Consider the following 21,016-nt stretch of genomic DNA (forward strand, 5'->3'; position numbering starts at 1 on the left):
CCGGGAAATCCTCCTCTCACTGCAGTCCAGGATATGGTCTTCTCACAGCACTTTTTTCTTTTATTGGACAGAAAACAGGGACTTTAAAAATTTGACAACAGCGGTAGTTTTCACTGGACAATAGGTGAGAAGGGAGAAGGTCCGGAGGAATATATTATGCCCTATGCGATTCACTTGGATGAAAAAGAAAATATTGCGTTTGTGGCAGATTGGCAAAAAAGGATAGTGATTTCCTTCGCATAGTAATACGGATACGATCTTTAGAAAAGAGAAGGATCACCTGGTTCCGAAACACCTGCTTCATTTCACTGGATTTGACAACACACATCAGTTGAGAATAGGCCAAATGGTAATGTCCGATAGCTATGTTTTTTTACGTGTTGTTTACGAAAACCGTTCCTATCTTGTGGTAATTGATTTGGAGAGCAACCGTCCCCTGGTTCATTTAAGGCAATTATTTGATCGGGTGTTGACGGAAGAAATCATTCCAAGGCCATTGAATGGGGATGTATATTACTACATTTTAAGGAATGAGGATGGGATTGAGGAAAAAAACCCCCTGATAGTGTTGTATCGTTTAATACCCCCCGAACCTAACAACAATAAAGTAAGTAGTAATTAAGCACTATAAACTAGATGTAATCATTTCAATCAGCTATCGCGTCAAATCACAACAGGGGACTAAATTCCGCTAATGGGCCACCCGGCGACTCATAGATTACATTGCAACTCTCTATACCAATTCCAAAATTTTTTCATTTAAAATCTTCCATTTTAGCCATTTTTAAGGCTTTCCAAAAAGTTGGGGTACTACCCCAGCTAACTACCTCTGCCAAATTCTGACCATATTATGATTTGCTTTAAAAATTGCGGGAAGTCTGTATGGCACATTTGGTTCTTGCTATACCCTTGAGCACCACTGATAGGTTTTTAAAGGTAGAACCATTGGGGATAAAATCATTACCAATCGATGATTGGAAACCCATAATATAGTGGCTGACTTCCAAAAAAATCCCTAGCGTGCCAGAAAGCATAGGCTAGGGATTAGTCACTTCACATCATGATTGAGAAAGTTAAGTTGAAACTTCCCTGATTATTCCCCAATCACTATTTCTGCCCTGTGGTATGCACTGGCATTGAAGAACCCTACCACAGGAATGTCTGAAATCAAATTGGACGTTGGGTTGTAAGCGGGCGAATCGAAGATACTGTCCTGGGTCAGAGCCTGAATGTAGATGTCATATAAATAGGCATAGAAAGGATTACTGATGGATTGTTGGTAAACCACTAGTTCATCCCCTTTCTCAAATGGCTCATAACTCAGGTCCAAACCTTCAATCAAATTGCCATCGATCCTGTCGTCTTCCAGTACCATAATATGACGAGGGTCATGGGAAAATTCTCCATTCACCTGAACTTTCCATCGGTAATTATTTCCTTTTCCCACGGGGTCATAGGTATCTATCATGAGGTAGTACCCCTCCTCAAAAATCAGACTTTCGGGCTTGAATTCATAGCGAGTTGCTGTGATTTCCGAAACCGCACTTAGCACCTCAGGTTTGCTTGAAATCCGCCGCTGGCTCAACTGGTCAAAATCCTTTAAATTTGGCAAGATAACTTCAATCCAATAGCTGTGATCAACTTTACCAGTATATTGGAGAAGATATTCTCCCCCCTGTGTATAGCTATAAGTACCCACCCGCATGTCTTTTTCCATTAAATGAATCTCGGCTCCTTCGATGAGTGTTGCTGATTGGTTTTGAAAGTAAGGTTGAGAAATGGACAACCGAATGGCTTGAAATTCATCAACATTGTTAATTTCCCCATCTACCACAACTATGGGCTCATAAGATTTCACATCCAATTCAATAGTGTCCAAGCATGAAAACATCAACAAGGAGGACAAAGCGATTACTGTGATTTTTAGGTGATTCATTAGGATTAAAATTTAAAGTTATAAGTGACACTAGGCAGTACAGATCCCAAAACCGACAATCTTACGGCTTCCGTCTGTGTTGAATTTTCCTGCTGCCTGAAAAAGACAGAGTAGGCATTCCTTCTGGCGTAAACATTGTAAAGGCCAAAACTCCATGATCCCCTTTTTCCCTCTGGATTGAGGTTGGCTGCTATATCTAGTCGGTGATACACTGGAATTCTATGCGCATTTCTATCCCCCATCACAGGCAAGACCATTCCATCCCACTTATACTTTCCAACAGGTTGGGTAAAAGGTCGTCCGGATGCCAAGACAAAATTGGCGGAGAAATCCCACTTTTTGTTGAGCTGGTATAACCCGTATACACTTAAGTCATGCGGTTTGTCAAAATTGGCCCTGTACCATTGCCCCTGATTGATCCCGGCTATCTTTCGTTCTGATCTGGATAGGGTATAACTGATTCGTCCGGTGAACCTTCCTTCTTTTTTTTCTAGGGAGGCTTCTAGGCCATATGCCCTTCCTATTCCTTCCAATACTTCTGTTTCCAGGGTTTCATTGAATTCCAACCTGGCTCCATCTTTAAAGTCCACTACCCTTCGGTAATCTTTATAATAACTTTCTACCACGAGCTCAACGTTATTATTAAATAGTCCCCGGACCAAGGCCACGGATACCTGATCCACCTGAGCAGGCCTTAGGTATGCATTGGATGGCTTCCAAACATCAATGGGAGAAGGGGAAGTTGTGTTGGATATCAGATGTACAAACTGGTTGGCCCGGTGAAAACTTGCCTTGAGGGCAGTCTCTCTGTTGGGGGTATAGCTCAAGTTGAATCTCGGTTCTATCCCATTGTAACTTGCCATGGTTTGATACCGTGAAAAACTCAGGGAGTCAACTATCGCCTCCCTCTCCTTTACCTCACCTTGGTAAAGATACTGCCTCCCACCAAGCCTTCTGAAGTCCACATACCTTACTCCTAGTTCTACTTTCCAGCGGTCATTGATTTTTTCGTTCCAGGAGACATAGGCACCGGATTCAATGGCGTACTCTTTGGCCATCTCAATAGCATTCACTGCAGATTCCTCGCCTGTGGGAACAATTGTTCCGGGAACGTAGTCTTGCATGTTGGTTTGAAAACCAAAGTCAATGGTTCTGTTGGGGTTCACAAAATAGGCAGCATCAGCCTTGAAATTCTGGTTCAGTATACTTGATTTCCAATCCCAGGAATCAGGACCGTGACTCCCCATGATATGGTAGAAATAGCTGCTGTTGGTGACGGTGATATTGGTGAATAATTTAGGGTTAAAGACATGGTTCCACCTCAACGTCATGGTATTGTTTCCCCAATTGCTACTGAACAGATCGCCCAATTTCATCACATCGTTTCCCGAATAATAGGAAAGGAAGACTCTGTCTTTATCGGAAAACTTGTGATTGATTTTGGCATTGAAGTCATAGAAGTAGAGGTTGTTGTTTTTCAGTTCCTCATCACCTGAAAGCCTAGTGAACACATCCATATAAGATCGCCTACCTGCTACTAAAAATGATGTTTTGTCTTTGAGAATGGGACCCTCCACCGTAAGCCTACTGCTCAACAGCCCAATGCCTCCCTTCACGTTTAATTTCTTAGAATTGCCTTCGAGTTGTCTTACGTCCAAGACTGAGGACAATCTGCCACCATACTGAGCCGGCAACCCACCTTTATAGATTTTGACGTCCTTGATCGCATCCGAATTGAACACGGAGAAAAACCCCATGACATGGGCAGCATTGAATACAGTAGCTTCATCCAATAAAATCAGGTTTTCATCCGCACCACCTCCTCTTACATTGAAACCAGAAGTGCCCTCTCCCACCGTGGATATACCCGGAAGCAATTGGATATTCCTGATCAGGTCCACTTCTCCAAACAATTTGGGCATTTTCCTCATTTGCTCCATGGAAACCCGTTCTATGCCACTTCCGATTTCCAGGATTTTTTCATCGTTGGCAATGGCTGAAACTTCCACCGTCTCCAGGGCATAATCTGCCGGCATCAACTCTATGTTAAGATTAGTGGGTTTATCTGTGAGTACTTCTGACACATGGCTTTCATACCCCATATAGCTTACTTGCACACGGTGAATCCCCGGAGTGAGTTGTAAGGAGTAAAAACCATAAAGATTGGTGATGGCACCTTCTTGGCTACCCAACACCAAGACGGTTGCTCCCAGAAGCTCCTCTCCAGAGGTACCGTCACGGACATATCCACTTAGGATTACTTTTTCCTGCTGAGCTATCAGTAGGTTGAGGTTCAGCAAGAACATTAATAAGGTAATTGTAGTCTTTTTCACTTTTGTCTGATTAAATTATTAGAATGGATTAGTGAGGATTCTGAAATTGTTTATTGAGCATTTCCAGAGATCGAGCTACAAAACTCTAGGAAAAACGGTGTGAAAAAGTCCTACTTAAGAAAGGCGAACCTATTTTAGGTCTTCGACAAACTGCTTTTGGGTAGAACATTGGGGGTAACGACGGGTCATTTCGGCTACTAGGCGCTGAATTCGAAGAAAATTGCAGGTTTAACAATCCAATAAAAAATCATTAATCTTCACTTTAAGTAATTGAAAGACAACTGAAAAGTGATTGATCGGATAAAATAAAAGGGAACGACTTTACAAGGACGGTCTTCTCCAACAAGAAAGCTGAAATACCAAAGGGAGTGGGTTCGGTAGTTTATCTGTTTGAAGTAAAACTGACTGAGTTTAACCACCCCCTAACCCCGCACCTAAAACAGGAGTGGGGCAAGCTCTCAACAGATAAGCGTTTCATTCTACCATTGGAGTTAATAAGTCGGTAGTGAAGATGTTGGTTATTGCCCCTAAAAAAGGCAAAGGTGTAGAGGCTCAACTATGTATAACCAACCAACGTTCGGAGGAATTAATTACACATGGTTATTTCCCCCTACTGTTTTAGGAGGGGGATAAAAGAGGGTGGTATAACAAGGTGGAGAAAACAGAATAAAAGTTGATTTCGAAATCATAAACAGTTTGGATATCACTACGAAATGGCAAAATGGAATACGGGTGCCAAAATAATAGCGTAGCGGCTCGGGAGGGGGATTTAGGGGGCTTATGGAAGCTTGGTCAAATTACTTACAAGATTGGAATTCCCTGCCCAACCAATCTTTCATTTCTTCTCTGGTAGTTTCAGAGTAGTTCAGGTCAGTCCATGCACCTGTGTAGCAAAGGGGAGAGGTTTGAAAACTGTGGTTTTCTCCCTTAGCCACATAGATACTGAAATGATCAGGGTGCCCCGTTGGAAAAATACTATCTAGTTTCTGCAGACTCCATTCCGGGTTTACCAACCTGTCATTTTCAGCAAATAGCAATAATAGCGGCTTTTTGATAGTCAACAGATATTTCGCTGGGTCAAATTTCCGGATTATTTTCAGTTGCTTCCATTCTTGCTGCATTGGAAACAATGAAATTACGGTAAGGTCTCTGTTTACCCTGCGTTTGGCTTTTCTTAAAGCTTCTTCTGGTTCCATGCCTGCGTTACAGATAAAACTGCTTTGATAATCGTTGATCAATTGCGTTTTGACATCAAAGGTTGGCCCAGCCATGCTGACTCCTCCCGCAAAGTATTCAGGGTATTTAGCTAAACAAATTTGTACAATCCAACCGCCCTGGCTATGTCCAACTACGTATATTTTCTCTTGGTTTACTTGAGGTACAGACCTTAAAAACTTTGCAGCATTTGCGGCATCTTTGGCCCGTAGTTCAAAATCCGTTTTGTACCACACACCTTCTGATTCTCCTACCCCTCGTTTATCAAAAAACAAAAATGCCACATCCTCACCTTCAAAAGGTCGCAGTAAAAAAAAATCCAGAAAACGCTTATAATCCGTCGAATAAGAGCTGTTTCCTCCCGAGCCTACCAAGAAGATGATGGCAGGCACCTTGCTGTTAACAGCTTCTGGAATAATCAAATTCCCTTTTAACAAGACATCATCGCTCTCGAATTCCACAGAAAGGGAATCCGTTGAAACAGCATGGCAAAATTTCATACCAATTGAAAAGAGGAGTAAAACAACGGCTAAATTTTTCATAGTAATGGCTACGTAGACATGAATTCAAATGGGTTCAGCTAACTATTTGTCCTATCAACTCCAAGACCTGCTGTTGAAATTCCTGGTCCAAGATTTCTAACCAGGATCTATTCAGGCGTAAGTTAAGAATGGGTAGCATCTCATCCCATAGCAAATTGAAATTCCCGCCTAGCGTCGGGAAGAATTCAAGAAATGAAGCTTTAAAAAGCCCCAAAACAATTAGAAAGTAATACTTGTACCTTACATTAATTGAAATAACTGGTTTGTGTTTAAACATGCCTCAAAAATAAGATGCCCCATCTTGGAGAAGGTTCAGCTTTGGAAAGTGGACCCTATTGGTCAACGTTTTTTGGAAGAAAACAAGGAACTGTTATTAGACCAATTGGGATGACTCTTTTTTAAATTGGCTTGGCGTCATGCCCGCGTGTTTTTTGAAAGCAGTATTGAATGCCGTTTTTGACGTAAAGCCTGCTTCAAAGGCTATTCCCAACAAAGACAGGTGATTTAGCCTCCCATCTTGCATCAAGGCCTTGGATTCCTCTACCCTGTAGCTGTTAATTAGGTCAAAGAAATTCTTACCTAGACAAGTGTTAATGGCATGGGAAACTATGTATGGCCTTTCATCTATGTTTTCAGATACGTCTTTTATACTAATATTTTCTTCTTTAAAAAACTTATTCTCTTCCATTAAAGCCACGACCCTATCAGCTACCAATTGAATGTCCGTACTTGCTTTTTCTTTACTATCTGTCCCAACAGGATTTTCCGTTGTAAAAACCGCCGTGGGTTCAACGATTTTTTGCAATTGGTAAATTTGTGGTGTCAGTTTTCCCTTTACGGCAATAAAATACATAAACAGTGTAGAGACAAGTGTTTTCGTAACCCGGTGATAGGTACTTGTTTGGCCTGAATAACCGAAATAAACAAAGGCATAAACCAGGTCGATTAAGATCAGCAAAGCCATGAAAATGATAATTTGATAGACAAACGTTAGCCCGATGTTGTTCAACGATGAAAAATTCCTCATCACCTTTTCCCGGTATTCCTGATAAGCGTTGACTACTAAAAAAAGGTAAAGGAAGGATACCAAGAAATACCATGCCACTGTGAAAATCTCCAATTGAATTCCCTCTAAAAACATTGGGGATCCAGAGACCCGGTTATAGATGACCAGGTTGTCCAGAAAAATCACTACCAGATGCCATCCTTGTTTTCTCCAGGCAATATGCTGGTAGAGGCTCTTTATGAAAAGGAGTAAGGCAATATTCGCAAAAAACCTAAACCCGTAAATGAGAAATATCAAATCCGAATGCACCGCCTCGGTAATCCGTGTAGCGATCAGCAAATGCGCAAAAAGTACCAAAAAGAGACTCAGGAGCCTGTTTGAAACCTTATAGCGCTCGGGATAGAACAATACAACGACAGCCAATATAAGCCCTTGAATAGCTCCAAGGTAACTGGAATACTCCGTGATGTTGTTCTCTAAAAAAAGCTGTATGCTTTCGGAATTCATAGAAATGGGTTAAACACTTTAAGCTTGGTCCAAAATTACCGGACAAAGAGTCGCCTTTTAAAGACAAGATGGGCTACCCTTCAGACTATTCCATTTATCAGAAGGCCCACCCTATCCTCCATAACAGCTATCTGACAGCAAAAGTAGTGTTATCCCTACTACTAAATCAGAGACAAGATACACATTAAGCTACCAAAAATGGTGATCAGCTCGGAAAACTGTTCAGACTTAGCTGCCTACCTGCATTCCTGGAACAGCAGAACGGACCTTCGAAATAGTCATTGATAATTAAAAAATTTTACATGTTGGCAATTTGCATACAAAAAGTAGCTTTGTATTCCTTCCCATTCTCTCTGGTTTGTAATTGATTTTGGATTAAGAAAAAAGATACACCAAAAGCATAAGCTCCATGAACTATTTTAATTTTAAAAGACGAAACCTGGTTTCAGGGCCTCACTTACTTGGGTCGCTTTTGTTAATCGCAGGTTTATTCGTTTTGATCAGCCCATTTTTTTATAGAAATGAGGATGCCTTGGAAAGGGTAATTTATGTTGGGCTGGGTGCAATGATCCTTGGCCTTGTCGTCGTGTCTACTTACGGTGGAACGCTTATTGATTTTTCCGAAAGCCGATTTAAAGAATACGTGTCTATTGGAGGTTACAAATCTGGTAAATGGACTGCATTACCCGACGTCCTGTCCGTAAAGGTGATTTCCAGCAGCTATATTAGCACCAATACACCAAATGGAATCCATCCAACCTTTTCAGGAAAGGTTACCGACTACAAGACCCTCATCTATTCCGATGCACCCACTCCGGTACTTTCATTCGTTTATTCAAGCAGGGAAAGGGCAATTCAGGACGCCAAGCATTTGGCGTCCAATTTGAATGCTGAATTGTTGCTCAACTTGCCGAAACGCAAGAAAATGCGACAAAACTAAATAGAGACGTTCACTCCAAAACTGGTGGAATTGATCGGCTGTTACATTAAGTTTATCATTGATTGGCGAAAGATTTTTCGAGGTTTGAATACAACACGTAAAACAATCTTTCACGCCACGTTCGCAGCATTTTTATTTGGCTTGGCGTTGCGACCGTTACGATAACCGTTGCGCCCGTTGCGAGAAAATGTTATCCCCCCCCGTCCGCCACGGTTTACCCGCTACACTCGCGACGTTTTTTTATTTGAGTTTGCGTTGCGACCGTTGCGATACCGTTGCGTCCGCTGCGAGAAAATGTTATCACGCCCCGTCTGCCACGGTTTACCCGCTACACTCGCGACGTTTTTTATTTGAGTTTGCGTTGCGCCCGTTGCGAGCAGTTCTTTTTCACGCAATGGCTTACACGCCAGGCCCAAAACGTTTTTATTTAACTTTTCTATGCGTCAGGTCCTTTAACCTTTGCAACTGCTGCGGAAAACTTTTTATAGGATTAGGAATCGCTTTTGAGTAAATTAACATCGGTTTTTTCACTTTGAGAAGAATAGTTAGGAAAGGAAAAACTACAAATTAAATTGTGACTTAATGATGAAGCCAACCTATTTCAACGATTATTCGATCCCATTGATCACCTTGCTGCTGTGCCTGATCGCTCATATTGGTATAGCCCAACAGGCCAATGTCAACCTAGACTATAACCCTCAAAAGGACACAGAAGGGCTGAACCCGTTCAGTGCCCCGCTCAACTCACCCGAAGTACATGATGACCAAACGGTCACTTTCCGACTGAAGGCCCCTAAAGCCCAAGAGGTAAAATTGGCAGGGGGGGCATTGCTCACTGGGCTTGGAAGGGGAAATGAACAAGTACCCTTTACCAAAGGTGAAGAGGGGATCTGGACGCTAACAGTTGGACCGCTCAGGCCGGATATGTATGCTTACCATTTCAATGTGGATGGCATGCAAATCACCGACCCCAGTAATACCTATGCTGCTTTTACCGCTATGCCTCCTTATAGTCAGTTGATTGTCCATGGCGAGGGGCCGGCTTATTACGATGCCAAAGATGTCCCCCATGGAAATGTAACACGCCACGTCTATTCCTCCGAAGTCACCAAGGGCGAGCGTGAATTGTACGTGTACACACCTCCTGGATATGACCCAAAACAATCCTACCCCGTGCTGTACTTGGGGGGTGGCAGTGGTGAATTGCCTTCCAACTGGGTGTATGACGGTAGGGTAAACTTCATCCTTGACAACCTATTGGCTGAAGGCAAAGCAAAGCCCATGCTTATTGCCCTGCCCAACAATCAGGTCATCCATAGAAACCATCCACAACATGCGGAGTTGACCTTCGATTTGTTTGAAGAAGAACTTAGAAGGCATGTGATTCCTCTGGTGGATGAAAACTACAGCACCATAAAGACCCCACAGGGAAGGGCAATTTCCGGGTTGTCCATGGGAGGTCGACACAGCATGTTTATTGGATTCCGGTCGCTGGACCTTTTTGCCAATTTTGGTATTCTTAGCGCCGGTGATGTCGACGCAGAAACTACCCTTGCTGATTTTTTGAATGATCCCGAGGTAAACCAAAAAGTAGATTACCTTTTTGTAGGACAGGGGACGGAGGAAGCCAAAGGGTTTTTCGGTGGAAGGGTACAAGCGTTGATCGACGCCTTGGAGAATCACCAAATCGATCACGAGTATTATGTTGGAGGCCATGGTGGGCATGATTGGGCGACATGGAGACACTTGCTCCATGAACGGTTTCTTCCCAATCTATGGAAGGATTTGTGACCTCAAAAATCCCTCGAAATGTCCAAGACACGAGAAAATGCTAAAAAAATGGAATGGTAGAACATACCGACAAAATCCAGCAACCAAACCAATTAAGGTGCCGAAAACAGCTTAAATTAAATACCCGCCATTTTCTAGGTATACTTAGAACTGTTTTTTCAAGAATAGGTAGGCAGGCAAGCAACTCCCGCATATTTACCGACCATCCTCTAAATAATGCAAAAACCTCCTATCTTTGGTTTATTAGCACCACATTATGGCCTACACTGAAAAGTGTAACCTGTTCTAAAAATTAGAAGGGAATTAATAGAGTCTACAAAAAAAAATTAACGTTCACTCCCTTTGGACAACGTTAAAATGAGCAATTTTGCCATTGCTGCTTTGCTAATTGTACGATTCTAAAGCTTCCACATCCCCTATAGCTTGTAATACTTTTTTCAGCCCTTCAATTTCTGTTTCCAACCCTACTTTTGCATCCCTGTTCGTGTCATGGTTGAGAACCCCAATCGGTCCATTATACTTACTTTTACTAATTATTCGAATCAAATCTTCCTCTACATCTCCCTCTCCTATCCCGTAGAATTTTTCAGTATCCCCATGCTTTAACCCTGCCAGATTTAGAGAATAGAGATAGGGTACGATCTTTGGAAAAAATTCCGGAAATCTTTCATGCTGCTTTTGGGCATGATGGAAATTATATACCATCCCTAAATTAGGTAAATCCAACTTCTCAATAATGGCTAGTTGGTTTTCAGGTTCTCCATACCAGTGTCCATGGTTATAGAGACCTACCTGACAGCCAATGGCTGCCGCCCTCTTTGCAATGTAACTGACAGTTTCTCCCATTGATGCCACCTTTTCCTCCTGGGACAAATCATCGAACCCCTCCCCACCATTAACAAGTAGCCATATCTGAGTCTGAATAGCATTGCGCTCCAGAAAATCGAAGATTTCTTGGACATGTTTGTTTTCCGATGGATTCTGATCAGTACTCATCCAAAATCCCTGCAAAGCAACGTCATGTGCATTTAGTGCTTTCCATTCTTGGTCAAAAGTGGGAATGTGTTCTTCCCTCCAATCATAGGCAAGCATACCAATATGGAGGTCGCTGAGCATCCGGGCTCGCTCTACAGGGTTGCGATTTTTTGCATCAAAGGGCACAATACACCAGGCAATCAAGTTGTCTTGGGAAAATAGGGAGTTCCCTTCGTCCTTACCCTCCTGCGCAACGGTTGCTTGCCCTAAGGTTAAAAGTAATAAAAACGTAAGGGCTACCTTAAAATAGGCATTGAATTGGCCATAATTGGAATTGCTGTTCATTGTATTGGGGTTTAGGCTAGTGTACTCGGTTTTTTCCAGGTATCTTCCATATTCGGATACTGGTTCCTACATTCAAGGTATTCTTCCATCATTCCTCTCATTTTGGGGCTGAGCCTATCCAAATATTCAGGAGTCAATAAATTATGGTTGAGCAAATAGAAATGCCATGTTGGAGGGAAAGCGGAACTGTGGTATCCCATGTGGATAGTTCTCCGAGGAATTTCCATCTTCTTGGTATATCCTCTGTGGATGAGGTTGTTGTTATAAAATACGGCCTGACCTGCTTTCAGTTTAACGGGAACTCCGCCTGGCATCTCCGCTCCCACTGGTGCGTAATGTTTGGACCCAGCGAATACTTTATTCTCCTCCTCCGTATTGGGCCTGTTGTGGCTTCCGGGAACGACCCACAGGGAATTTTCATCTACGAGTGGTAAATTTATCTGTACGCTGTTATGAAACCTCTCCGGAGAGAACAACCTATCTTCGATCTCTTCCTCCGGGATTTGGATGACGTCGCGATGCCAACCCAATGAATAGGAAGTGCCCGCATTAGCTGCCAGAATGGAAGCATTATTCACTATCAAATCTGGCCCAAGAAGGTTTTCTACTACTTCAAGCACTTTGGGATGATGGAAGGCATGATGGATGGGTTCCGTACCTGGCTTGGTCAGCAAATGAAAATAATACTGCCTAGCCTCCTGCCCGAAATCTGCAATTTCATCCCCCAAATGCTGAAAAGAAGAACTATGTTCTTTTTTCTCTTTCCCTTTTTTATCTGGATTCAAAAGCTTATCCATAATCACTCTAAAATCCTTGACTTCCTGCTCCGTCAATATGTCGACGATCACAAATCCGTCTTTCTGAAAGCTGGCTTTAATTGAACTAGTCATTGTTGGGTTGTTGTTTGGTTAATAATCACTTCTTTTTTTTCATTGGCTGATTGCAGTCCTGCTTCCAGCACCTGTATGACCTCTTTTCCTGTGGAGAAATTCGGTTCAATTCCCCTACCGCCTGTCACTGCCTGTACGAAATCTGCCATGGCATGAATGAAGGTATGTTCATATCCAATGATGTGTCCAGCGGGCCACCAATGGCCAATGTAAGGGTGGCTACCTTCCGTAACCAAAATAGTTTTAAAGCCCTTATAACCCGAAGGATCATCCTCATTATAATACTGTAACTCGTTCATTCTTTCCAGGTCGAAGGATATACTGCCTTTGCTCCCATAGATCTCGAAGTTGAGTCTGTTTTTTCTGCCATTCGCAAAGCGAGTGGCCTCAAAAGAGCCTATGGCTCCATTTGCAAAAGTCACATGCATCAGGGCTGCATCCTCCACGGTTACCGGACCTTTACCTTTACCGCTGGCCACTGCTTTTAGGTTTCCAGAACCTGATTCCTCTGCCAATGGTCTTTCCGTGACAAAGTTGGTAGTAAGTGCGGACACGCTGTTGATCGATCCGACCAGATGAATAGCCAGGTCTACGCAATGGGAATTCAAGTCCCATTGTGGTCCGGCCTTGGCCAATTCTTTTTTAAGTTGCCAGGTAAGAGGAAACGAGGGATCTGTAATCCAATCCTGTTGATAGGCTGCCCGCCAGTGATAAATCCTGCCGATTTTTCCTTCATCAATCATATGTTTGGCCAGGGCAATGGCAGGTACCCTTCGATAGTTGTGGTTAAGGTAATGAGTAACGCCATTGGCTTCACACACTTCCAACATTTCCTCAGCTTGGGCGCTGTTCATGGCCATGGGTTTTTCACAGAAAATATGTTTCCCGGCCTTTGCTGCAGCTATAGCAATATCATAATGCAAATGCTGAGGAAGGGCAATATCAATAACATCTATATCCTCCCGGGAGATTACCTTTTCCCAATCGGTTTCTATCTCCTCCCATCCCCATTTTTCAGCAAAATCCTTTACTGCGGTTTCATTTCGGCCACAAACTACTTTCAAAACGGGTCTTGCGTCTAAGTCAAAGAACAAAGGCGCTTTCAACCAGGCATTGGTATGGGCGCGTCCCATAAATTTGTAACCAATTAAACCTATTCTTAATGTTTTCATCGTGCAACAGTAATTGATTCGGTAAGCTTCCTCAACGCCTGTATACTTTGCGCCACCACTTCTTCCTCCTTGTTTTTATAATCTGGATGTAAAAAATCAACTTCCACTGCCAGAAAACCTTCATAATGGTGATCACTTAAAATCTGGGCTAATTTTTGGTTGTTGATCAGCCCCTCGCCGGTGGGAACGCAGGCAAAGTAACACCATTGGTTCACAGGCAGAGAGGTTGCCGGTTTGAGGTCTTTGATATGGGTGGCAAATACGTGAGGGGCAAGTTTCTCCATTCCCTGAATGGGATCGTCAAGTACCCTCAAAAAATTTCCAGAATCAAAATTGACTCCAAAATAGGGGGAATTCACTTGCTGAATCAACTGTAGAATTTCATCAGAGTCATAGTCTATGTGGTTTTCTATGGCTAGCTTAATCCCATATTTTTGGGAAACCGCTACTGCTTTCGAAAACATTTCGGTCAATTTGTCCAGTTGAGGCCCATGTGGTTCAAAACGAAAGGGATGGCTGCTTCCCACTACCCTCATTACTTTTGCCCCGATTTTGTCGGCATATTCGATATGCTCGATCATTTCATCAAAAGCCTTTTCGTTTGATCCTCCCTCCAAGCCGTCGGGATGACCCCAGGCATAGACACGATCATAGTTTTGATCATCTAATCGGCTCTTTATGTCACGAAGGTAATCGTCATTAAATTTTGGAATAAAACAGGATTCAAGTGACAATCCCTCTACCGGTAAGGCAGCCGCCTTATCCAAAAAATCCTCAAAAGTAATTTCCTTTTCAGGCGGTTCCTGAATGTCATATACTTCTCCAAACAGACGGTGGTAGCAATAGCTATCTATCCCTATTTTCATGGTCAGGTAGTTTAGGTTATTTTTAATTGACTCCAAATAGTCAACGTTGACTATATTTACTCTAAGGTATGAAAATGGCCTCAATAATCAAAATCCCCCCTCCTTTTTGTGCTGTATTTTAGGGTTTTATACTAATTTGGAAAAAAAACAATGTTCGGCTAGTAATTATAACTACATGTGGATAGTAAAAGTATAAATGGTATATTGAACCTATTCAGCCATGCCCCTTTTTACTAAAACACTTTGGGAAACGTTTGGTTGAACATCCGCATAACCAGGTAGTCTCTTAGTCGAGCACCTATAAATTCATATGCAATTAACAACGTGAAACATAAAACAATAGGAATCAAGGATATAGCAGAAAGAGCCAAGGTCTCTACAGGACCAGTGGATAAGGTGTTGAATAATAGAGGTGGTGTTTCTAAAGCCACCAAAGAAAAGATCCTGAAAGCGATCAAGGAACTTGGTTACAAGCCAAATATTCTCGCGAGTAACTTAAAGTCCGGCAAACAACGCAACATTGCAGTTCTCCTACCCAAAAGCACTCCAAATATACCATTTTGGTCACTCCACCAGCGGGGATTTGATGCTGCGATGGAGGAATTGGCCCCCTTTAATTTCAATCTGGAGATTTTAAATTTTGACCAAAACGATGAAAATTCCTTTAAAACCCAGGTTGATCGGGTTATTGGAAGCCAACTAGATGGGTTGCTAATGGTTCCTATCTTTAAAGGCGAAACCAAGCGTCTCCTAGACCATTATCGCTCCACAGAAATTCCTGTCCTATTTTTTGACAGCCAAGTCGAAGACTTGGAGTATACTTCATTTATAGGGCAACATTCAGAAGAAAGTGGTTTCCTGGCCGCTGAATTGTTGGACAAATGCCTAACAAGGAACCAAAAGACCCTTATCGTTACGCTGGAGGAAAAAGATGGGAACCACCTGCATTTCAAGAAAAGGGAAGCAGGTTTTAACTCCTTTCACCAAAAAACCAACGTGAAGTTACTGAAATATGAGAATACAACGGAAAATCTGGAAAAGGTGAAAAAGGATCTATTAGGCATATTACAACAAGATAAGGATATAAGAGGTGTTTTTGTGACCAATGGGGTAAATATAGTAATGCCAATAGTGGAGCAGCTCGGTAAAGAAAATTACAAATCCATAGGATATGATCTCATAGATCAAAACATACACTTTTTAAAAACCGGAGCCTTGGACTTTATAATTTCACAAAAACCAGCCAGACAGGCCTATGAAGGCTTGAAATTGTTTTACGAAATGTTCGTTCGCAAACAGATACCGCAAAAAGACTATTTCCTGCCTATAGATATTGTAGTCAAATCCAACCTGAAATACTTTTCAAGCAATATTACTTTATAATATTCCAACTGGAAAGCAATAATGATATTTCCATTCAAACAGTTGAACATCTAAGTTACTTGTAAAGGGGAGTTGGTAAAATAAGGAAGATTACTGCCCTTCCTTGTCCTGGCGCTGTTTATCCGATTCCCGCTTGAACATTTCCCTGTCCTCCTCAGAATACCAGACCATGTCCTCCCACTCCACCACTGGAATATGCTGGTCTTCCCTGGGTATGGGAAGGTTCCTGATGTCGCGATCTAGTTCTTCATCGGTAATGTTGATCATTTTTGTTTTTTTCATGTGTTTATATTTTCTTTTCAACGGTCATATAGCCTGCCCCGAACTCGATTCGGGGAACTCGATTCCGGAATTCACTTCGGGAGAATCTCGCAATCTTAATCATCCCTACCATTGAGATATTACTTTAAATCATATAACTTATTGATTAAATACTAATTTTTAAACCTACCACGCTGCGAGCGTTGCGGAATCGTTGCGCCCCCCTGAAAAAACTCAGGGCAGGGCTGCGAGAAACCCAATGTCATTTCCTTTCTGTAAATGCCAATTTTTAGAACTCCGTACGTCGCTTGGGTCATGCCTGACTGCCGTCCAGGCAGGCTCGATTTCATAGGATTACAACCTTTTTGGAAGCTATTTTCTTATCCAGATTTGCCCCTCATCGATTTCGAAAGATGCTCTTTTGAATTTACAAAATTTATATGTAAAAATGATTCTGTTTCATAACATTGTGGAGGGTGGCCGAATAGGATATTGAGAAAGAGCCTAATAAATAAATTATTTAAGAGGTGTTATTCTTGAACCAAAGATATATGCCATTGGTCCACCCAAAACCGTCCTGATTTGGGTATTCTCCCCCTCCGGCAGGTGATTCGGGATCCACAACATTGTATTTTTCCATCATCTTCCCTGTTTCTTTAAAAACTTTGTCATTATTTTCTATCCACCTCTTTTTCAGCTCTTTTGCCGTTTTAAAGAACCCATAATTGCAGAGTCCCACGTAAGTCAGGTATTGCAAAGGAGCCCAACCGTTAGGAAAATCCCATTGCTGACCGCTTTCGTGAAGGGATGAAACCACCCCTCCCTTTTGTAAAAAGCTTTCGGTGATATGTTCGTGAACATGCTGTGCATGTTCTTCAGTGGCAATTTTAAAGAAAAGCGGGTAAACGCCAGCTAACGACATTATTTTTGTAGACTTATTTGATTCTGCATCATAGTCCATAAAAAATTTCCTGTCATCATTCCAAAAGTTTTCAAGGAGGGCTTTTTTGCGTTTCTCTGCCTTTTCAAGGAAATAAGAGGCAGGCTCGGGAAAAGAGCTATGCCTATAAGCTTCTGATAAGGTAACTTCAAGATCATAAAGCAGGCAGTTTAGATCTACTGGTACTATTTCAGTGGTATGAATGGTTTCCATTATATTCTCTTCCCTGAACCAACGGCAAGTAAAGTCCCAGCCAGATTCACAAGCTGCCCTTATATGTCTATAGAGTGTTCCAGGCTCCACTCCATAGGGGGCAGAATTATGTGCCATTTCCACATCTTCCACGTAAGATTCCGGACGAGGAGCAGGTAGGTCATCCCAGAAACGGTTAAGAATACTGCCATCAGGCAGCAATATTACTCTGCGAAAATAGCTTTCCCTATCCGAAAGGCGAAAGTATCCGTCCATCCAATAATTATACTCCTTTTGTAGGTGAGGAAGGTATTTTGTGAAAACATCCGGCCCATCGATGTCAGCAAGAAGTCGTACCATCAGAGCAAAAAAAGGAGGCTGTGAACGCGTCAGATAATAACTGCGATTCGCATTGGGAATATGCCCATAGGAATCAATTAAGTGCGCGAAATTTTCTACCATTTCGCGAATCAGATCATTCTTTCCTGCATATTGCAATCCCAGCATGGTAAAGTAGCTGTCCCAATAATATAACCCTCTAAACCTTGCCCCTGGAACTATATAGGATTTGGGAACAGGCAACATGGAGCAATTTTCTTGTGATTTTCGCGTCAAAAGCGGCCAAACTTTGTGGATATGTTCAGTGACCGGTAGTTGTTTATCACTTTCATAATCCGTCTTTATTGGTGAGGGAATTTCAAAATATTCGGAAACAAAATCCTTAAGGTCAAAGTCCTTTTTATGTTTTTCAATTTCATATAGACTTAGGATTTCTTCCGGGGATCGTTTGGGGAAACAGTCCGCAAAAGTAATGGAATCATCGAAAACGTGACTCATCTGCACATCATGGAACAGCGGTCCAAATAATTGGTCAGGTGGTAAAATGGAGGGAACTACGCTGTAAATCTGCGGTGGTTTTATAGAGTTCATTTCATTCAATTTTTCATTAAGCGACCATTTCAGATTTTTTTTTGAATCGTTTTTGGCAAGTGGCTATTTTAAAAAAACTGAAACCAGAAAGTGAAAGGGTAGTAATCAGAAATACATTTGTATGAAGGAACTACTTTTCCCTAATCTATTTGACCCAGTTTCTGAGCCTATTACAGCATTTTTTTGACAATCCAAAATATCAGGGCAATAACCAACACTACTACAATTATGCCAACCCAAATACCCGCTTCGAAAATATCACCAATCAGGGTACATCCCGTAAAAGTGAATATCAAGAGTAAAAAGGAAAAAATTTTTATAATGAGATTTTTCATGCTAGGTAAATTTAGTTGGTTTTTTAGAAGGAATTATACATTTATTATAAACAAACTCAAATATGATGCCGTATTTTAAGGTTTTACATTTTTTTAATTTCACAAAATCGTTTAAACACACCTTTATTATGATTCTTTGTAAAACCTATTAAAGTCGGATCGGCCGAAATAAAGGAATCCGGCAAATGAGGATCAGGACCCAACCCTGCGATCAAGGCTGAATTTGTTGCAACTGAAATTTAAATGCTTGTCTATTCTGTTAACAGCCTCTTTTTCCCAAAAAAATCATTAAGGTCCGGGATACCTCCAAGGTTTAGGTTCCAACGGGTGTCCTAGCACTCCTCGAGGCATCCACACTCCAAATGCCGGCACCCCTGGAAGCTATAAACAAGAATAGGAAACAGTATATCAGAGCCAATTCACCCCCATTTACCAGTGGATTCCAGTCCTGGGGAATATGTACCATAAAATAAGCTACCGCCATTTGGCCACTGCTGATAAAGGCAGCATAACCTGCTACCATTCCTATCATGATCAAAATGCCTCCTACTAATTCCACAATACCTGCAAAACCCATCATGGAAGCCAATTCCGCGGTGTCCTTATCTCCAGGCCAGCCAAAAAGTTTCTGCGTGCCGTGCATAGCAAAACAAAATCCTGCCACTATTCTCAACAAAGCATAAATTTCAGGTGAAAATCTTCCTAGGTACTTTTCCATCGTTGTTTGGGTTTAGGTTGTAATTTCGGATAAAAATAAGGAAAATCTTTCGAAATACCATTTATTTAGTCCATTTTTGGGCACAAAGCAGTGTGTCACTTTCCCTTTAACTACTTCCTAATCCGGATGTCTGAAGCTATCGAACTACGGGCATTTGAAGTAATGGTTTCATGGAACCTTTAAAAGGTAGAAAAGGGCTTGTCCACAAATTTATTTTGGTGCAAATTTTATTACCCGAATGCTGGTTGCTGGCACTGTCTGCATATGGTTTTTTATTGTTCCTTTTACCTCCCGCCATTCAGGGTTGGTGTCTTCAGCATTTTCTCCAACCAATTCCCAAGCCTCCATAGCCTCTTTTATTCGGTAGCCATCTATTTCCGGTTTTATATTTTTTATTTCATCCGAAAGATTCATGATGTATACATAGAGTTCCTTTCTTTCCGGATCCAGGCTGGCAAAGGTGCGGACGTGCAGGGAGGAGGAAGTTTTTATCATTTTTTTGCCGAGAAACTTTCCCCAAATCATTAGGCTATATCCGTTTGCATTAAAATTACCCTCCCGGTCAAGGGCATCAAAAGCACTATGACTTTCGGAATCGTTATTGATCCAGCGCGTGTTCCAAAAGCAGGAGAAAACTATACTGGGTTCCAACAATTGATTCCCAGTTTGTTCAAAAGCGGCAAGGGCATGTCCCATATTGTTAATGAAAGGCCATTTTTTACCCCAGTCAAAAGGCCCGTACTCTGCTATTATCAGTTTCGGCTTAATCCCTTCTATCGGGGAGGCGTATTGCTCAATGGATTGCAGTGCCCGGGTTACCGGTGCCATCAGGTCCTGGAGGGTGTCCCTGTAGGTGGCATAACCTGCATTATAATTAAACACGGGATAATTGCTGATAGCGAAATAATCATAATGCCCTGCAGCCATGGTCAAAACCACCTTATTAAATTCCTCCCTATTCCCATTCGGGATTATTTTAATGGTTGGGTCCACTGCTTTCATGGCTTTCGAAAAATCAACCACATCCTGGGCGTAAACCTCAGCGGTAGAGTTTTCATTTTCAGGATGCCAGCTTTCATTGCCAATCATCCAGAATTTTACGTTGTATTTCTTTTTTCTATTGGCATACCGTACCCACTCCACGGCATGTTGAAGCAATTGCTCTTTGGTAGACCAGGTGCTTCCTTCGGGATAATCCACCAAGTACTCATCCGCAGCTACCACAACCACCGGTTCTGCACCCACCTCCCGGCACATTTGGATAAATTCGTCGAAGTCCAGGACATCGTATTTAAATTCTGTATAGTTGTTTTTGAGCATCTTGCCCCTGCCGCCAGTGGCCCCCTTACCGGTACGGGCTAAGGTAGGCTCCGCCTTTTCGTATGGCGGCTTGGAAAAAAAATAAAAATCGGATTTGTTCCCTCCGGGGTACCGTAAATAGGAAACCCCCATTGCCTTCAGAGCATCGGTCGTCCCGCGTTTGGGGTTCAGGTAGGCATCGTCATCCATAAAGTAGTTCAGGTTTATTCCGACCGGATGATGGGAAACGTCGTTTAGCACCACATCTGGATAAATCGAGACGGTTTCATAATTCAACTCTCCTGTAACAAGTTGCCCTGATCGGCATGCCAGAAGCAAAAACAACAGCAACAGGGGGCATCTACCTGAAGGGATAAGTAGGTTTAATTTTAAGCTCATCTGCTGGGGTTTATAAAATTTTTAATCTAAGATAGCCCGAC

At 42.1% G+C, this 21,016-nt stretch carries 17 protein-coding genes; 5 read left to right on the top strand and 12 right to left on the bottom strand.

Annotation, left to right across the window (positions count from 1 at the left end; genetic code table 11):
• The first annotated feature begins 120 nt into the window (after nt 1-120).
• Together DB520_RS27340 and DB520_RS27345 are read left to right on the top strand one after the other, a co-directional pair.
• Nucleotides 121-243 carry a hypothetical protein gene (locus DB520_RS27340; protein WP_232835112.1) on the top strand — a complete coding sequence of 41 codons (123 nt, stop codon included), beginning with the start codon at nt 121-123 and terminating at the stop codon, nt 241-243.
• Nucleotides 244-331: 88 nt separating this feature from the next.
• Nucleotides 332-622, top strand: a complete 291-nt coding sequence (locus DB520_RS27345) for a hypothetical protein (protein ID WP_232835105.1) — start codon at nt 332-334, stop codon at nt 620-622.
• Between the two features lie 471 nt (nt 623-1,093).
• Here DB520_RS27345 and DB520_RS22525 read toward each other — a convergent pair whose 3' ends face one another.
• The 4 genes from DB520_RS22525 to DB520_RS22545 form a co-directional block, all read right to left on the bottom strand.
• Entirely contained in the window at nt 1,094-1,936 is an 843-nt protein-coding gene (locus tag DB520_RS22525) for a DUF4249 family protein (protein WP_114752031.1), read from the bottom strand.
• Nucleotides 1,937-1,941: 5 nt separating this feature from the next.
• Complete coding sequence (locus DB520_RS22530) at nt 1,942-4,269, bottom strand: TonB-dependent receptor (protein ID WP_157972206.1); 2,328 nt, start codon at nt 4,267-4,269, stop codon at nt 1,942-1,944.
• Nucleotides 4,270-5,066: 797 nt separating this feature from the next.
• Nucleotides 5,067-5,984, bottom strand: a complete 918-nt coding sequence (locus DB520_RS22535) for an alpha/beta hydrolase family protein (RefSeq protein WP_232835106.1) — start codon at nt 5,982-5,984, stop codon at nt 5,067-5,069.
• A gap of 415 nt (nt 5,985-6,399) precedes the next feature.
• A complete protein-coding gene (locus DB520_RS22545) occupies nt 6,400-7,539 on the bottom strand; it encodes a helix-turn-helix domain-containing protein (protein ID WP_114752035.1) in 1,140 nt (379 codons plus the stop codon).
• A 409-nt stretch (nt 7,540-7,948) separates the two neighbouring features.
• Between DB520_RS22545 and DB520_RS22550 the strand changes: the two genes are divergently transcribed.
• Nucleotides 7,949-8,479 (top strand): hypothetical protein, encoded by a 531-nt coding sequence (locus DB520_RS22550; protein WP_114752036.1) that lies wholly within the window; start codon nt 7,949-7,951, stop codon nt 8,477-8,479.
• Between the two features lie 582 nt (nt 8,480-9,061).
• Nucleotides 9,062-10,270 carry an esterase gene (locus DB520_RS22555; protein ID WP_232835107.1) on the top strand — a complete coding sequence of 403 codons (1,209 nt, stop codon included), beginning with the start codon at nt 9,062-9,064 and terminating at the stop codon, nt 10,268-10,270.
• A 384-nt stretch (nt 10,271-10,654) separates the two neighbouring features.
• Here the strand turns inward: DB520_RS22555 and DB520_RS22560 are convergent, their stop codons facing one another.
• From DB520_RS22560 to DB520_RS22575, 4 genes are read right to left on the bottom strand one after another with little or no spacing between them, the layout of a single operon-like run.
• Nucleotides 10,655-11,590 carry a sugar phosphate isomerase/epimerase family protein gene (locus tag DB520_RS22560; protein WP_114752037.1) on the bottom strand — a complete coding sequence of 312 codons (936 nt, stop codon included), beginning with the start codon at nt 11,588-11,590 and terminating at the stop codon, nt 10,655-10,657.
• Nucleotides 11,591-11,601: 11 nt separating this feature from the next.
• Nucleotides 11,602-12,480 (bottom strand): phytanoyl-CoA dioxygenase family protein, encoded by an 879-nt coding sequence (locus tag DB520_RS22565; protein WP_114752038.1) that lies wholly within the window; start codon nt 12,478-12,480, stop codon nt 11,602-11,604.
• The gene (locus tag DB520_RS22570) at nt 12,477-13,652 is read right to left on the bottom strand and encodes a Gfo/Idh/MocA family protein (RefSeq protein WP_114752039.1); all 1,176 of its coding nucleotides are present in this window, start codon (nt 13,650-13,652) and stop codon (nt 12,477-12,479) included. Before DB520_RS22570 ends, DB520_RS22565 begins: the two co-directional genes overlap by 4 nt.
• A complete protein-coding gene (locus tag DB520_RS22575) occupies nt 13,649-14,518 on the bottom strand; it encodes a sugar phosphate isomerase/epimerase family protein (protein WP_114752040.1) in 870 nt (289 codons plus the stop codon). The genes DB520_RS22570 and DB520_RS22575 overlap by 4 nt, the downstream gene beginning before the upstream one ends.
• A gap of 324 nt (nt 14,519-14,842) precedes the next feature.
• Here DB520_RS22575 and DB520_RS22580 point away from each other — a divergent pair, with 324 nt between their 5' ends.
• Nucleotides 14,843-15,901, top strand: a complete 1,059-nt coding sequence (locus DB520_RS22580; protein ID WP_114752041.1) for a LacI family DNA-binding transcriptional regulator — start codon at nt 14,843-14,845, stop codon at nt 15,899-15,901.
• Between the two features lie 90 nt (nt 15,902-15,991).
• Here DB520_RS22580 and DB520_RS22585 read toward each other — a convergent pair whose 3' ends face one another.
• The 4 genes from DB520_RS22585 to DB520_RS22600 all read right to left on the bottom strand — a co-directional run bounded on the left by DB520_RS22585 (nt 15,992) and on the right by DB520_RS22600 (nt 20,975).
• Entirely contained in the window at nt 15,992-16,183 is a 192-nt protein-coding gene (locus tag DB520_RS22585; RefSeq protein WP_114752042.1) for a hypothetical protein, read from the bottom strand.
• 499 nt (nt 16,184-16,682) lie between these two features.
• Complete coding sequence (treF, locus tag DB520_RS22590; RefSeq protein ID WP_317047782.1) at nt 16,683-18,257, bottom strand: alpha,alpha-trehalase TreF; 1,575 nt, start codon at nt 18,255-18,257, stop codon at nt 16,683-16,685.
• A gap of 615 nt (nt 18,258-18,872) precedes the next feature.
• Nucleotides 18,873-19,277 carry a DoxX family protein gene (locus tag DB520_RS22595; protein WP_114752044.1) on the bottom strand — a complete coding sequence of 135 codons (405 nt, stop codon included), beginning with the start codon at nt 19,275-19,277 and terminating at the stop codon, nt 18,873-18,875.
• A 210-nt stretch (nt 19,278-19,487) separates the two neighbouring features.
• Nucleotides 19,488-20,975, bottom strand: coding sequence for a hypothetical protein (locus DB520_RS22600; protein WP_114752045.1), 1,488 nt, complete (start codon nt 20,973-20,975; stop codon nt 19,488-19,490).
• Nucleotides 20,976-21,016 lie beyond the last annotated feature (41 nt).

This window comes from Pleomorphovibrio marinus, from assembly GCF_003347495.1.
Lineage (GTDB): Bacteria > Bacteroidota > Bacteroidia > Cytophagales > Cyclobacteriaceae > Pleomorphovibrio > Pleomorphovibrio marinus.